Source organism: Intestinimonas sp., from assembly GCF_026169115.1.
GTDB lineage: Bacteria > Bacillota > Clostridia > Oscillospirales > Oscillospiraceae > Intestinimonas.
Map to the genome: position 1 here is coordinate 1 of NZ_JAPFEA010000041.1, position 14,811 is coordinate 14,811.

Annotated in this window: 10 protein-coding genes; all 10 read left to right on the forward strand. The window is 59.0% G+C overall.

The window, feature by feature from the left end:
* Nucleotides 1-331 precede the first annotated feature (331 nt).
* The 10 genes from Q0Y09_RS03705 (at nucleotide 332) to Q0Y09_RS03750 (ending at nucleotide 14,769) form a co-directional block, all read left to right on the forward strand.
* Nucleotides 332-1,342 (forward strand): SHOCT domain-containing protein, encoded by a 1,011-nt coding sequence (locus Q0Y09_RS03705; RefSeq protein WP_297717794.1) that lies wholly within the window; start codon nucleotides 332-334, stop codon nucleotides 1,340-1,342.
* 184 nt (nucleotides 1,343-1,526) lie between these two features.
* The gene (locus tag Q0Y09_RS03710; protein WP_297717797.1) at nucleotides 1,527-1,730 is read left to right on the forward strand and encodes a hypothetical protein; all 204 of its coding nucleotides are present in this window, start codon (nucleotides 1,527-1,529) and stop codon (nucleotides 1,728-1,730) included.
* A gap of 193 nt (nucleotides 1,731-1,923) precedes the next feature.
* The gene (locus Q0Y09_RS03715) at nucleotides 1,924-2,379 is read left to right on the forward strand and encodes a hypothetical protein (protein ID WP_297717800.1); all 456 of its coding nucleotides are present in this window, start codon (nucleotides 1,924-1,926) and stop codon (nucleotides 2,377-2,379) included.
* A gap of 141 nt (nucleotides 2,380-2,520) precedes the next feature.
* Nucleotides 2,521-3,543 carry a glycosyltransferase gene (locus tag Q0Y09_RS03720; RefSeq protein WP_297717803.1) on the forward strand — a complete coding sequence of 341 codons (1,023 nt, stop codon included), beginning with the start codon at nucleotides 2,521-2,523 and terminating at the stop codon, nucleotides 3,541-3,543.
* Between the two features lie 15 nt (nucleotides 3,544-3,558).
* Entirely contained in the window at nucleotides 3,559-5,115 is a 1,557-nt protein-coding gene (locus Q0Y09_RS03725; RefSeq protein ID WP_297717806.1) for an O-antigen ligase family protein, read from the forward strand.
* A complete protein-coding gene (locus Q0Y09_RS03730; RefSeq protein WP_297717811.1) occupies nucleotides 5,112-5,912 on the forward strand; it encodes a Cof-type HAD-IIB family hydrolase in 801 nt (266 codons plus the stop codon). Before Q0Y09_RS03725 ends, Q0Y09_RS03730 begins: the two co-directional genes overlap by 4 nt.
* 103 nt (nucleotides 5,913-6,015) lie before the next feature.
* On the forward strand, nucleotides 6,016-6,648 hold the full coding sequence (locus Q0Y09_RS03735) for a CatA-like O-acetyltransferase, family 2 (RefSeq protein WP_297717813.1): 633 nt from the start codon (nucleotides 6,016-6,018) through the stop codon (nucleotides 6,646-6,648).
* A gap of 196 nt (nucleotides 6,649-6,844) precedes the next feature.
* The gene (locus Q0Y09_RS03740; protein ID WP_297717816.1) at nucleotides 6,845-8,758 is read left to right on the forward strand and encodes a diguanylate cyclase; all 1,914 of its coding nucleotides are present in this window, start codon (nucleotides 6,845-6,847) and stop codon (nucleotides 8,756-8,758) included.
* Between the two features lie 87 nt (nucleotides 8,759-8,845).
* The gene (locus Q0Y09_RS03745; protein ID WP_297717819.1) at nucleotides 8,846-11,623 is read left to right on the forward strand and encodes a response regulator; all 2,778 of its coding nucleotides are present in this window, start codon (nucleotides 8,846-8,848) and stop codon (nucleotides 11,621-11,623) included.
* 53 nt (nucleotides 11,624-11,676) lie between these two features.
* Nucleotides 11,677-14,769 (forward strand): hybrid sensor histidine kinase/response regulator, encoded by a 3,093-nt coding sequence (locus Q0Y09_RS03750; RefSeq protein ID WP_297717820.1) that lies wholly within the window; start codon nucleotides 11,677-11,679, stop codon nucleotides 14,767-14,769.
* The last annotated feature ends 42 nt before the right edge of the window (nucleotides 14,770-14,811 follow it).

Here is a 14,811-nt window from a genome sequence, read left to right on the forward strand (position 1 = left end):
ATATTACACGACTATACATTAGTGTTTCCCAATACGTCAGAACGTGATGTCAAGAAAATCGTTCATGTTCTTACAAATATAGAATGTGTGCGAGATGCGTATTATGTAAGAGCAGTTGATTTAGCACCAAACCAATGACATTATATTTACCGATAAACAGCAAGAGAGACGGAAACATCCGTTCAGATGTTCCCGCCCCTTGCTTTTGGGCTTTCCTTCCGATATGATTACGGTGAGCAACTGAACAGGGAAGGCGTGTTGATCGTCCTTCATGCATTGACACGCGAAAAAGCACCGGCTTTTATGATATTATGGTAAGGAGAGAAGGCCCATGAGCGAAGAAACTGCAAAAAAGGAGCTTGCCCTTGAAAGTGTTATTACCGCCGCAATTCAGATACCCGGCGTAAAAGTAAACCGCAGCAAGTTTTTAGCCGAACTGTTCGCCACAGAAGAGGTGGCGATTCAAGAGGTACTGGACCACGGCCCGATCTCCGCCGGCGTTTCTCAAAAGAGAATTGACGTGATCGCCGATAAACACATTTTGAAACGCACCAGTCAGTCCTCTGCGGCCTCTTTTGTCGCTGGCATTCCCGGTGGATTGGCTATGGCTGCCACTGTCCCGGCGGATGTGATGCAGTTTTTTGGAATGGCGCTGCGTCTCGCGCAGGAATTGTCCTATCTGTATGGAGCCCAGGACTTGTGGCAGGGAGGTCAGGTGGATGATGAGAAGGTCCAGAGTCAGCTTTTACTGTATTGCGGCGTGATGTTCGGTGTTTCTGGTGCCGTTTCCGGTGTCCGCGTGCTCTCTGCCCAAATTGCCAAGACGACGCTCAAAAAGCTGCCGCAAAAGGCATTGACGAAAACGTTTTGGTTCCCCATGGTAAAGCAGATCGGCAAAGCCGTCGGGATCAAGGTTACGAAATCCAGCGTGGCGAAGGGCGTCTCCAAGGCCGTTCCTGTGCTTGGCGGAGTGATTTCGGGAGGTTTGAACTTTGCCTCCATGATGCCGATGGCCCACAGACTCAAGGATGCGTTGGATAGTGCCGCTTTCGGCTATACACAAGAGGAATTTGAGAAAGATATTATCGAAATCGAAACCTTTGCAGAGCAAGAGACGGAAATACCTCAAGCAGAAAGCGCAAAAAAGAAAATGGAAGAAGGCGGGAAAAAAGCGAAGGATCGCATCTCTGACTTCTTCTCCAGGAAAAAACAAAAGGATACGCCCAAGGAGAATGAACCGCCCATCGAGCTTATCAAGAAGCTGGCAGACCTTCGGGATGCGGGGATCATCTCTGATGAGGAGTTTGAACAGAAGAAATCTGAACTTTTGTCTAAAATTTGAGAAGCGGCGTTTTGACGGCCTGATACGCCGGGAAAGTCCGGCGTCCCCGTCGGTCTGCGCGGGAGAACCGTTGCAGATGCTCCAGCCTTGTGCTTTTTATGCTCTATTATGGTAGAGTATAGAGACTGTCAAGTTACACATCAGGCGGATAATTGCACATTAACATTATAAAGGAGTCAGGAATATGAAAAGGCATATTTCAAAAATTATGCTGGGGCTTGCAATGCTGTCTCTAATTGCTGTGATATACTATGTAATCTATGCGATTGGAGAGCCTGCATTTTTTCGTGAAGCAAAGCAACTGATGTTAGCAATATGCACGATGATGTTTGGCCTATTTTTGGGCCTATATAGAATAATTGATTTGCTAGAGCAAAAACAAAAATAAAACTGGCACACTCTATTGACATAGTGCGTACTTACAAGCAAAAGCTGGGACATCGTTACGCTCCCGCGTATTGTCTCCCCTCTGCCGGCCCCACTGGTTTGCGAAAAAGACAGAAAACGGAGCTTTCTCCTTGCTTTTTGCCCCAACTTCCTGTATGATGACAGTGACGAAGTGAATAAAGGAGGCGTGTCAGATGAGAAGATCGTGGTGGAAGGTCCCCCTCTATTGCACCCTTGCGAGTTGGCTCTGCTTTCAGCTGGAAGTGCGGCTCGGCGCCCGATTTCTGGTGTCGGTGTCGCCGGACGGAACGGCATCTATGAACGAGACCGGCTGGACCCTCCTGTCCGTCCTTCTTTTCCTGGCCGTCGTCTGCATCGGCGGGCTCCTCTTTTTCCGGCGGATGACCCGCCGGGAGGTGCTCTGCTCCGCCACCGTTCTGGCGGCGCTCAATGTTGTGTTTGGCCTGTTGGCCTACAAAATGCAGGGAATGTTTGCCATCTATGTCTCCGAGTTTACGAGCTGGGACAGCATTTTTTCCGATCTGCTGTACCGGGTGACGCAAAATCCGTGGGTCACGGCCATCGTCAGCTGGATCTTGCCGCCCTATATTTTTGTTCTGTTCGGGCAAAAGGAAGTGCATACCGATTGACAGCACGGGCGGGAACATCACTTATGGATGTTCCCGCCCACTGTTTTTCCGCTTCCGTCGGTCCCATTGGTTTGCGGCAGTTGCATTTCCCGGAAAAGAACGGTATAATGAAGCGATCAACACCGGAGAAGGAGGCGGCGTATGCCCAAGATCTCTGTTATCGTTCCCGTCTACAAGGCGGAGGCCGTCCTGGCCAAGTGTGTGGATTCTGTTCTGGCCCAGACCTTTGCCGATTGGGAACTCCTCCTCATCGACGACGGCTCCCCGGACGGCAGCGGCGCGTTGTGCGACGGCTATGCCGCCCAGGACGACCGGGTCCGCGTCTTCCATAAAACCAACGGCGGCGTCTCCTCGGCCCGGAACCTGGGCATGGAGGAGGCGGCGGGGGACTACATTCTGTTTATCGACGCCGACGACTGGATCGAGCCGGACGCCTGTCAGACCCTGCTGGAGGCCCTGGAGGGGGCCGGGGCCGATTCCGCCGGCTGCGCCCACTGGAACATCCAGCCCGACGGACAGAAATGGGCCGAGCCGGGGGCCCTTCCCGCCGGGGTCTACGGCGGGGAAGAGATCCGTGCGGGCATTGTGGACCGGCTCCTGGGCCGGCGGCTGGGCAAGCCCGGGGAGGTCCTCAACGGCTTCATCTGGCGTTTCCTTTTCTCCCGGTCCATCATCGCGGACCACGCCCTCCGCTTTTCCGGGGCTTATCTGGAGGACGAGCTCTTTTTGATGGAGTATTTCTGTCTGGCCCAACGGCTGGCCATGGTGGAGGCGCCCCTCTACTACTACCTGCAAAACCCGGCCTCCGTGACCCGGAACTACCTGCCTGACTATATGGACACCTTCCGCCGCTTCCTGGCGGCCAAGGAGGCCGTGGTGGAGCGGTACGGCCTGGAGGGGGACGATCCCCGGTGGCGGGAGAGCACCTGCTGGGCGGGGCTGCTCATCGCCATCGGCAACGAGTTCGCCCCCGGCAATCCGGCCCCCCTGGGGGAGAAGCGCCGCCGGGTGGAGGGCTTCACCCGTGAGCCGGATATGGCCGCGGCCATCCGGGACCTGGAACCCCGCGGACTGGGGCGGAACAAACAGCTGGTGGCCGGCCTGGTCCACCGGCGGTGGTTTGGGCTCCTGGCCCTGATGTACGCCGTAAAGAACCGGCGGTAAGGAGGCGTATTCTATTTGGAATACTTGGAAAACAGTGTGGTGGGGCGCGTTCTGCTCTCCATCTGGTATGTGGTGTACCGCTGGTATGAGGGCAGTGGTGTGTGCAGGCTCCTCCGGGGCCTTTCCCGGACGTGGACCCGGTGGTTCCACGGCAGCGCCCTCATGAATCTGGTCGTCCGGGACGGCATCTTCCCCAAAGCCTGGCGGGACAGCTTTTTCTGCGCCCTGGGGGAGACCCTGGTCAATCTCCCGGCCGCCATCCTGCATTGGATCTACCGGAAGGGCAAGCCCCTCTTTGAAAACAGCTTTTTTGCGCAGCTGGGCTTTGCCATGGGTGCCCAGACCCCGACTGCCATCGGCTGGCTGATGCTGGCCGTCATGCTCTTCCCCTATGAGCATTGGGACAACCGGTACTCTCTGATGGGCTTCCTCCTCATGGCGCTGCTGTTCCTGGCGGGGGGCATGCGGAACCGGAGCCTGCGGGTGGACCTCAAAAGCATCGGCCCCTACGCCCTTATTTTTGCCGGGGCGGTGTGCCTGTCCTGGCCGGTGTCCTATTCGTCCACCCTCTCCATGCGCTTTTTGTTCTTCCACCTCACGGCCATGCTGTGCGTGGGAGTGACGGTGAGCGCCGTGGAGCATGTGGACGACCTCAAGCGGCTGGCCGGCTTTGCCGTTCTGGCCCTCTTTGGAGTCTCGGCCTACGGCGTGGTCCAGCGTATCCAGGGCGTGGAGATCAACTACTCCTATGTGGACCCCCTTCTCAACGAGGGCATGCCTGGCCGTGTCTTCTCCGTCTTTGAAAACCCCAACGCCTTTGCCGAGGTGCTGGTGATGCTCCTCCCCCTGGCGGCGGCCCTGGTGCTGTGCAGCCGCTCCTGGTGGGGGAGACTGGGCGCCCTGTGCGCCGCCGGCGTGGGGGCCATCGCCCTGGGTATGACCTACTCCCGGGCCAGCTGGATCGGCGCTGCGGTGGCTGCGGCGGTCTTCGTGTTCCTGTGGAACCGGAAGCTCATCCCCGGCTTTCTGCTGCTGGGGCTGTGCGCCATTCCCTTCCTGCCTGATACCATTTTCAACCGGGTCCTCACCATCTTCAATCTGAAGGACTCCTCCACCTCCAGCCGTTTCCCCCTCTATGCCGCCGCCCTGGAGATGATCCAGACCCGGCCCGTCCGGGGGGCCGGCCTGGGCACCGACGCGGTACGCTTGGCCATCAAGGATATGAACCTCTATCACGGTATCGCGCCCTTCGTCCATTCCCATAACCTGTACCTCCAGATCTGGCTGGAGACCGGACTTCTGGGCGTGATCTCCTACCTGGCGGCCATGCTGTCCGGGCTCAAATCCGCCGCCAAAGCCTGCAAGCTCCGCTGTCCTCGTGAGGTGCGTCTCATCACCATCGGTGCGGCGGCGGCGGTGGCCGGTATCCTGGTGGACTGCCTGGCCGACTACCTCTGGAACTACCCCAGGGTCATGGTCATCTTCTGGTTCCTGTTCGCCATCCTGCTCTCCGGCGTCAAGCTGGCCCGGCGGTATGGACAGAAGGCCGAGACAGGGGGCGTGGAGCTGTGAAGAAGCGACTGCTGGTCTCAGACATGGACCACACGCTGCTGGATGAGAACTCCCGGCTCTCCGAAGCCAATCTGACGGCCATCCGGCGGCATGTGGCACGGGGTGGACTCTTCACCGTGGCCACGGGCCGCGCGCCGGCGGCCATCCGGGTCTTCCCGGAGCTGCTGCCCTGCATCAATCTCCCAGTGGTCACCGGGAACGGCGGCCAGGTGGTGGACCTGGCGGGCGGGGACCGGGTCCTCCGCGGGTGGGTCCTCCCCAGAGAGGTCCGGGCCATTCTGGCAGCTGCCCTGGACCGCTTCCCGGAGATGGGTGCGGTGGCCTATCACGGCCTGGACGGCTTCTGCTCCTTCCGGGTGACGCCCGAGGTGGAGGGCCTCATCGCCAAGGAGAAGCGCCCTGCCCTGCCTGTGACGGTGGAGACCGCTCCGTCCCCCTGGAACAAGACGCTGATGACCGGGCCCCACGAGGCCCTTCTGGAGGTCAAGGCGTGGCTGGACCCCCAGCTGCCCGGCCTGGGCCGGACGGTCTTTTCTGAGGATACCTATTTGGAGATCCTCCCCCTGGGGGTCTCCAAGGGAGCGGCCCTGTCGGTGATCCTGGAGCTGGAGGGCATCGACCCGCAGGAGGTGGTGGCGGTGGGGGACGCCCCCAACGACAGAGAGATGCTGGAGCTGGCCGGGATCGGCGCGGCGGTGGCCAACGCCGCTCCGGAGCTGAAAAAGGCGGCTGACATCGTGGTCTGTTCCAATGAGGAGGGGGCGGTCCGAGACTGCCTGGAGCGTTGGTTCCTCTGAACAAAAGAGAGAAACGATCCCGCGTGTCCTCGCGACAGGCGGGATCTTTTTGCCTGCGAGCGCCGCTGAGACGCGGCAGAACGAGAGAAAGGGAGGGAAAAGGATGCGGGAAGTGGACCCGAAGACCACGCCCCGGGCGCTGGCCTTTGCCCAGTGGATGGCGGCTCCCATGCCTATGGTCACGCTGATGAAGACCCTGGACGTCACGCCCCTGGTGCGGCTGAGCCGGAAGGGGGGCTGGAAGCTCAACATGCTCCTGTGCTGGTGTGTCGGGCGGGCGGCCCTGCGGACAGAGGAGTTCTATCTGCTTCCGTTGGGGGAGAAGCTGATGCAGTATGACCGCCTGGCGGTCAATACAGTGGTCGCGACCCGGGACGGCGGGATCGCCACCTGTGATATCCCGGTCTCTGAGGACCTGGAGCAGTTCAACCGGGATTATCTTCTTCTGACCGGACAGGTCCATGACAGTGGGGAGGGCCATGAGCTGGGGGAGGACTATATGGTGGTCGGCACCTCCGCCCTGGCGGGATATGAGATCGACGGCGCGGTCAATCTCTACGCCGGATGCTACAATAACCCCTTTCTCATCTGGGGCAGGTACCGGAAGAAGCTGCTCCGGTCCGTCCTGCCGGTGTCCTTCCAGTTCCACCACACCCAGATGGACGGGGGACATGCCGCGGCCTTCCTGACCCAGTTACAGGAGGAGATCGACCAGCTGAGACGGGGTGTCCGCTGAGTTGTCGGGCCGCCCGCCGGTAAAGTGCCCCCAAGAAACAGAAAACAGATGGGTTTGGATAGACAACTTCGGGGATTTATACTATAATTTACCTGATAAACCTCACTGACAAAGCCGGAGACCGGGAGACCGATAGTGGGCTCCTCTGGGAATGGGCTGGGCTTGTCCGGCACAGTGGGAGCGAGGGAGAGCGCATATGAAAAAGAGCCTGCTGAAGATGGCGATTGTGATGCTGGTACTGACCATGGTGCTGGTGCTGGCCCTGAACCTGAAGGTGCAGTGGGATCTGACCCATCAAAAATTTCAGGAGACCTCCGAGACCATGTTTGAGCAGGTGGAGAACCTGATCCGCTCCAACATGGAGGATATCCAGGAGATTCGGGCGGAGTTTTCAGAAAACTGCCTGGAAAGCGCCCGGGTGGCCGCCTATGTGCTGCAAGCCCGCCCGGAGCTTGCGGAGGATCTGGCCCAGCTCCGGGCGCTGGCCAAGCTGCTGGATGTGGACGAGCTGCATCTGTTTGATCCAGAGGGAGAGGTCTATTTCGGCACCCACCCGGAGTATTACCACTATACGTTTGATTCCGGAGAGCAGATCGCGTTTTTCCAGCCCATGCTGGAGGACCGTACACTGGAGATGTGCCAGGAGATCACCCCCAATACGGCGGAGGGAAAGCTGATGCAGTATGCTGCCGTGTGGAGTGAGGATGGCAGCATGATCGTTCAGATTGGTATGGAGCCGGTGCGGGTGCAACAGGCCATGGAGGGGCGGACCCTGGCAACGATTTTTGCTTCCATGCCCACAGAGAAAAATTGTAATTTGTATGCCATCGATCCGGACAATGGCCGGGTAATCGCCAGTACACTGGTGTGGCAGGTGGGTCTGCGGGCGGAGGACATTGGTTTTGATCTGAGCGAGATTCCACAGGCGGTCAATTTGTCCTATGCGGAGGTTAACGGAGCGCAGTGCTGTGTGGCTGTGTACCGATCTGATTCGTTGTATCTGGTGCGGACTGCGCTCAGTAGTGGGCTGCGGCAGCAGATTTGGATCAATACGGCATTCCTGGCCCTCTACGTGCTGCTGATTTTCCTGGCGGCGGTAGCGGCGGCCCTTCTCTTCATTGACCGCCGTATCGTGCGGAAGCTCGCCGCTATCAACCAAGACCTGCGGGAGATCGGAAAGGGGCGGCTGGACCAGGTGCCGGTCTCCACCGCCGTCCCGGAGCTGGAGGAGCTTTGCAGCTATATCAACGACATGCTGGCGATGGTGCGGGAGACGGTCCTGAAGACCTCCATCGCCCTGGAACGCTCCAAGCTCCCCATTGGGATCTTTGAGTACCCCACAGATATCCACCCGGGCTTTGCCACAAGCCGGGTCCGGGAGATCCTGATGCTGGAGGGGGAGTATCAGGAGCAGGAGCAGGAATGTAAGCAGATCGCCGACTGCATTTCAGAGCTGAAGGAAAAGGGGCGGCGGGTAGATGATAACATCTATGAGCTGGCCGGCCCGGATGGATTCCGGTTCATTCGGCTGGAGGAGATGGATCATAAGAAGAGTCATCTGGCCGTCCTGGTGGACGTGACCACCGGCTGGAGGCAGCAGGAGCAGCTGCGGTATCAGCGGGACCGGGATGAGCTGACGGAGCTCTATAACCGCCGGGGCTTCTACCACCGGATGGAGCAGCTGATGCAGCGCCCCGACGCCCTGGGCTCTGGTGCTCTCGTGATGCTGGATGCGGACGGACTGAAAATGACCAATGACACCTACGGCCACGCGCAGGGCGACCAGTATCTCAAAAAAATCGCTGAGATCCTCAAATCCTTCCCCGAGGAGCATGTGGTTCCCACCCGGCTGGGCGGGGATGAGTTTGCCGTCTTTTTCTATGGTTATCCGGACCAGGAGACATTGGAGCGGGTGCTGATGGAGCTGACGGAAGAAAACGGAAGGTATTCTGTGTGGGTCCACTCCTGCGATAAGCAGCTGAAGGTGGTGTATTCCATCGGCTGGGCCCAATACCCCGAGGATTCGGAGGATTACCGCGTGTTGCTGCATTTGGCGGATCAGCGGATGTATGAAAACAAGCGTCTGCGGAAGGGCGAGGGCGCCTTTTGAGGGCGGTCAAAGGATAAACGTGTTTTGAAAAACAGGCTGTGGACCGGTTGCAAAGAGATCGCATTTTAGAGCTGGGAGGCAGTAAACGTGGAGTACGATAGGCAGCAGTATGTCTTTATGAAGGCGTTCCAGATCGCCGCGGAGGAGTCCGGCAGTCTGGTGTTCATCTATGACCTGGCCACGCAGACCATTCAAGTGGACCCCAGGACCGCGAAAGCCTTTGGGGTGGCGGAGATACAGCCGGGAGTCCCCTATGAGATGGTGAAGCGGGGCGTGATCGCACCTGACAGCATAAAGGAGTACATCCGCGTCCATGAGGAGGTGCTGAACGGCGCGCCCAACGCCTCCGGGACGGTGCGGCTGGTCCAGGCAGACGGCAGTGAGAGCGTCCAGGAGCTGACCTTCCGGGCCATCCTTTCCGAGGATGGGCAGCCCACAGGCTCGGCGGTGGGGGTGTACCGGGACATCACAGACCGGACGCGGGAGGAGCTGGAGCAGGAGCGGTATCGCCAGGCGATCCGCAGCTCGGAGCGTTATACCTTCCGCTATGACATTCAACAGGATGTGCTGTCCGTCTATGCTCCGGTCAATGGAAATGACCAGGGGGAGGAGCAGGAGGAGGAATCCCTGCTGGTGACCCAAGACTTTTTGAAAAGCGTGGACAGTGGCGCGGTCTGTCCAGAGGACCAGGTCGAAGCGGTCAAGAGACTCTTTGACCAGGGAACGGAGCAGACCGTTCATATCCAGATGCGCCATGCCCGGACGGGGGAGCTGGTGTGGTTCGGCTTCCTGGCCAGACGGGCTCAGAAGCCGGGCTGCCCGCCCATGGTCTACGGACTGCTGTGGGACGCCACGGAGGAGATCAGGCACCGGGACACATACAGCAAGCTCCAGCGGGCACTGCTGGGTATGCAGAATGAGTATGTGGGCATCTTTGAAGTGGACCTGGGCCGGGACTGGTTCACCATGCTGGCCTACCGGGGGCAGGAATACCTGCCGCTCCCTTCGGAGGGGGTGTATTCGGAGGTCCTGGGGCAGGCGGTGGACCGGCTGGTGACGGAGGACTACCAGGAGGAGTTCCGGCGCTTCACCAGCCTGGAGAATCTGCGGCGCAGTCTGGCTCAGGAGAACCGGATCGAGCTGGAGTATACCATCCGGTCCCAGGAGAACGCCTGGCTGCGGACCATCTTCCAGGTGACCGAGCGGGTGGAGGGACAGCCCGCCAAGGTGGCCATGTACCACGCGGACATCGACAGGCTGAAGGCCGAGCGTCTGCTCCAGCAGCAGGCGCTGAAGGACGCCTACCACTATGCTGAGTCGGCCAACACCGCCAAGACGGAATTTCTCTCCCGGATGAGCCACGATATCCGCACGCCCATGAACGCCATCGTGGGCATGGCGGCCATTGCCGCCACCCATCTCCATGAGCCTGACCGCATCCAGGATTGTCTTGCGAAAATCAACATGTCCTCCCGGCACCTGCTGGCCCTTATCAATGAGATCTTGGATATGAGCAAGATCGAGTCGGGGGCCATCGAGCTTCAGGAGGAGGAGTTCAGCCTGGCTGATCTCATTGACGAGACGCTGACGATCGTCATGCCTTCGGCACAGGAGCACGGACATGTCCTTGAGGTCAATGTCCAGAAGCTGCGCCACGAGCGGGTCTTCGGCGACTGCCTTCGGCTGCAGCAGGCGTTTGTCAATCTGTTCAGCAACGCGGTGAAGTATACCCCGGATGGGGGCGAGATCCGCATGACTGCGCTGGAACGGCCCTCCCACAGCGCCAACTACGGAGAGTATGAGTTTATCTTTGAGGACAACGGCATCGGTATGAGCCCGGAGTTTTTGAAGGTCCTGTTTGAGCCCTTTACACGGGCGGAGGACAGCCGGTTGAGCAAGGTGACCGGCACAGGGCTCGGCATGGCCATCACCCACAACCTCATCCGCATGATGGACGGCGATATCCGGGTGGACTCCACCCTGGGCAAGGGGACGCGCTTTACCGTCACCATCCATCTGAAATTTGTGCCGGAGGAGTCCTCGCTGCCCGAGATGCTGTGCGGGCTTCCGGTGCTGCTGGCCGACGACGACAAGGACGCCTGCGAGAGCACCTGTATCCTGCTCCGGGAGATCGGGCTGGATGCGGAGTGGTGTCTCAATGGGCAACGGGCGGTGGAGTTGGCGGCAGAGCGGAACCGGCGCGGGGAGGACTACTTTGCCATCATTCTGGATTGGAAGATGCCCGGTATGGACGGGCTGGAGACCGCGGTACATATTCGGGAGACCGTGGGCGACCACATCCCCATTTTGTTCCTCACGGCCTACGACTGGTCGGAGATCGAGGCCCAGGCCAGGTCCATTGGCGTGACGCATTTCCTGACAAAACCGCTCTTCAAGAGCCGGCTGCTGAGCAGCTTCCGCGAGCTGGTGCGGCCAGAGGAGCAGGAAACGCAGATAGAACCGGCCATGGGGATCTATGAGAATACCCGCGTACTGCTGGCCGAGGACAATGACCTGAACGCCGAGATCGGGGAGGAGCTTTTGTCCATGATGGGGATCGCTGTCCAGCGGGCCAGCGACGGCCGGGAGGCAGTGGAGCTCTTCCAGTCGGAGCCACCAGGACACTTCGACCTGATCCTTATGGATATCCAAATGCCGGTGATGGACGGGTATGAGGCGGCCCGGGCCATCCGTGGGTCAAGCCATCCGGATGCTGCGGGGATCCCCATTGTGGCGATGACCGCCAACGCCTTTGCCGAGGATGTGAAGCAGTCTATCATGGCCGGCATGAACGAGCACCTGACCAAGCCGGTGGACCTGGATGCGCTGCGGCGCGTGCTGGATGCCTGCCTGAGGGATCGGTGACGGTCCGTCGCCGGAAGTACAATCGAAAGTCCAAATACCTGGGAGGAAGAAGGATGGATAACAATACAAGGCGGATCATGGATCTGCTCCACGGCGGGATCGCGGTGTACAACGGGGAGACCGGAAAGTTCGAGTTTCAATACTGTCCGGATCAGGTGATCCGTCTGCTCGGGTACAGCAAAGCATATTTTGAAGATCACATCCAGGCGGATGCGTTGAAGCTCCTGGATGCGGAAGACCGGGAGCAGGTGGAGCAGACGGTGACGTCTGCCAGGGAGAGCGGACGAGGGGTCTGCGTGTGTTTTCCGGTTCAAGGCGGCGTCGGCGGCCTGAAATGGCTCCAGATAGACGGCTGGGAGGGGGAGGACGGTTACCAGCTCCTCTTTTCCGGCGTGTCCCCCGAGGCACAGCTGTTTCAGCGTGTTGCCGATGAAAATGATGAGGACGTCTATGTCATCGACAAGGAGAGCTACGACCTTCTCTATGCCAATCAGCTCAGCCGTATCTTCTGTAAAGAGGAGGGCGAATCCGGGCAGAAGTGCTACCGCTTCCTGAAAGGACGGAACAGTCCCTGTCCCCACTGCGCGATGCGGCCTCGTGGAGAGGATGAGACCGCCCCTGAGATGTATTATCAGGAGGAGGGCCATTTTTATGTCACGCGCTTTCAGGAGATCGACTGGAACGGAACTCCGGCCTACATCAAGTACGTCCGGGACATTACGGAGGAGGTCACGGTCAAACGGGAAAAGGAGCGGCTGGAAAAGTATTTTGAAACGGTACTGAAGCATCTTCCAGGCGGTGTGGCGGTGGTGCACCATGAAGTGGGCGGTGAGCTGGAGCCGGAGTACCTGTCCAATGGCTTTGCGGACATGGTGGGTATGCCGATGGACCAGGTCTGGGCGCTCTACCAGGAGAACGCATTGTCGGGCGTCCACCCGGAGGACCGGGACTATGTGAAGGAGAACCTGGACCGCTGTATCACAGAGAAATGTGAACGGACAGACCTTCAGTACCGCCTGAGAAAGGGAGATGGAAGCTACATCTGGGTCAGTGTAAAGTTCTCTGTGATTCAGAGCGATGGTGGAGAAGCCCGGGTGTACGCTGACTACAATGACATCACCGAGGAGAAGAAGGCGCAGGAGAGAGAGCGGCAGCGGTACGGGGAGCAGATCTTCCGGCACTATTTGATGAGTGGTCCGGAGGTGCTGATCCTGGGACACTGCAACATCAGCAGGAATGAGATCACAGAGATCCAGGACCGTACAGGCTCCCGATTGCTGGAGCGGTTTGGGAAGGTACGGGAGGACTTTTTTACCGGCATCGGCACATTGGTGGTGGACCCGGAGGAGCGAAAAGAGTTTTACAGCAAATATCTGAATGGGCCGTCGCTCCGGGCCTATGAGCAGGGGATTACAGAGATCCTGATGCCCTGCTTCGTCATGCTGCCGGGAAGCGCGGAGGGCAGATATGTTCAATTCAAGGTCAATCTGCTGGAGACGCCGGGCACAGGGGACATCACCGGAGTTCTGACCGTGACAGATATTACAAGGCAGGTGGTCCGGGACAAGATCTTTCAGCGCCTGTCCTCCTTTGACTATGATTTGGTCGCCGATGTGGACCTGCTGCACGACAGATTTGAGATCGTCAGCGGCGGTGACAGCAGGCTGCCGGAAGAGCAGGGCTGCCAGTCAGAGCGGGTGGTCCGGGTACTCAATGAGCTGGTAACGGAGCGGGAAAGGGAGCGCGTGGCGCAGCTTTTGGACCCGGCGCAGATGATGAAACGGCTGAAAAAAGAGAAGTCCTATTCCTTCACCTACTCGATCGCCGGGGAATCCGAGGATATTTTGACGAAAAACATGGTCGTGTCGGCCATCGACCTGCGACTGGGACGGGTCTGCCTTGTCCGCACAGATGTGACGGACATGCTCAAGGCGGAGCGGGAGGCGAAGCGCACCCTGGAGGCCGCTCTTTCAGCAGCGGAAAAGGCCAGCCGGGTAAAGAGCGACTTCCTCTCCTCCATGAGCCATGACATCAGGACCCCCATGAACGCCATCGTGGGCATGACCGCGCTGGCCCAGGCCAACATCGACAAGCCGGATAAGATCGCCGACTATCTCCATAAAATATCGATTTCCTCCCAGCATCTGCTCAGCCTCATCAACGATGTTCTCGACATGAGTCAGATCGAGCAGTCCAAAATACACATGAATGATATCTGTATCCAGTCGGATGAGCTGATGGACCAGATCTCCTCCATCATGATGGCCCAGTTCAAGGATGCGGGCATCCATTTTGTCATGGAAAAGGAGAACATCACCCATCCGTGCTTCCGGGGTGATATGCTCAGGATCAAGCAGATCCTCATCAATCTGCTCAGCAACGCCATCAAATTCACCAAGGAGGGGGGGCATGTGTCCTTCAAGCTGGAGGAGACTGCCTGCCAGACAGCTGGGAAGGCCCGATACCGCTTTACGGTCAGCGACACAGGGATCGGGATGAGCAAGGAATTCCAGCGGCATCTGTTCGAGCCGTTTGTCCGCAGTGAGCGCGTGAGCGGCGTCGAGGGGACCGGCCTGGGCCTGAGCATCACCAAGGGCCTGGTGGAGCTGATGGGGGGAGAGATCCAGCTTGAGAGCCGGCTGGGCCACGGTACGACCTTCCGGATCGAGCTGGAATTTGACACGGTGGAAGACGGACCGGAAGCCCAGACGCCCGGGACCCTCAAGGAGGAGAGCGAGAAGTCAATGGCCGGTCTCCATTTCCTTGTAGCGGAGGACAACGCCATCAACTCCGAGATTCTGGGCGAGCTGCTCCAGATGCGGGGCGCGACCTGTGTCCTGAAGGAGGACGGCCGCCAGGCGGTGGAGGAGTTCCAGAGCAGCAGCCCAGGTACCTACGACGCCATTTTCATGGATGTGCAGATGCCGGTGATGAACGGTTATGAGGCGACCAGAGCCATCCGGGCCCTGCCGCGTCCCGACGCACGAGAGATCGTGATCCTGGCCATGACGGCCAACGCCTTTGCCGAGGACGTGCAGAAGGCGATGGAGTCCGGCATGAACGGACACATTGCAAAGCCCGTGGATATGCGGCTGCTCTGCTCCACTCTGTCGGAGCTGCTGCCGCCCAGGGAGAAAGAGCCATGAGCGCCAGATGAACAGCTCCAGACTGTACGGACAGGACAAAAA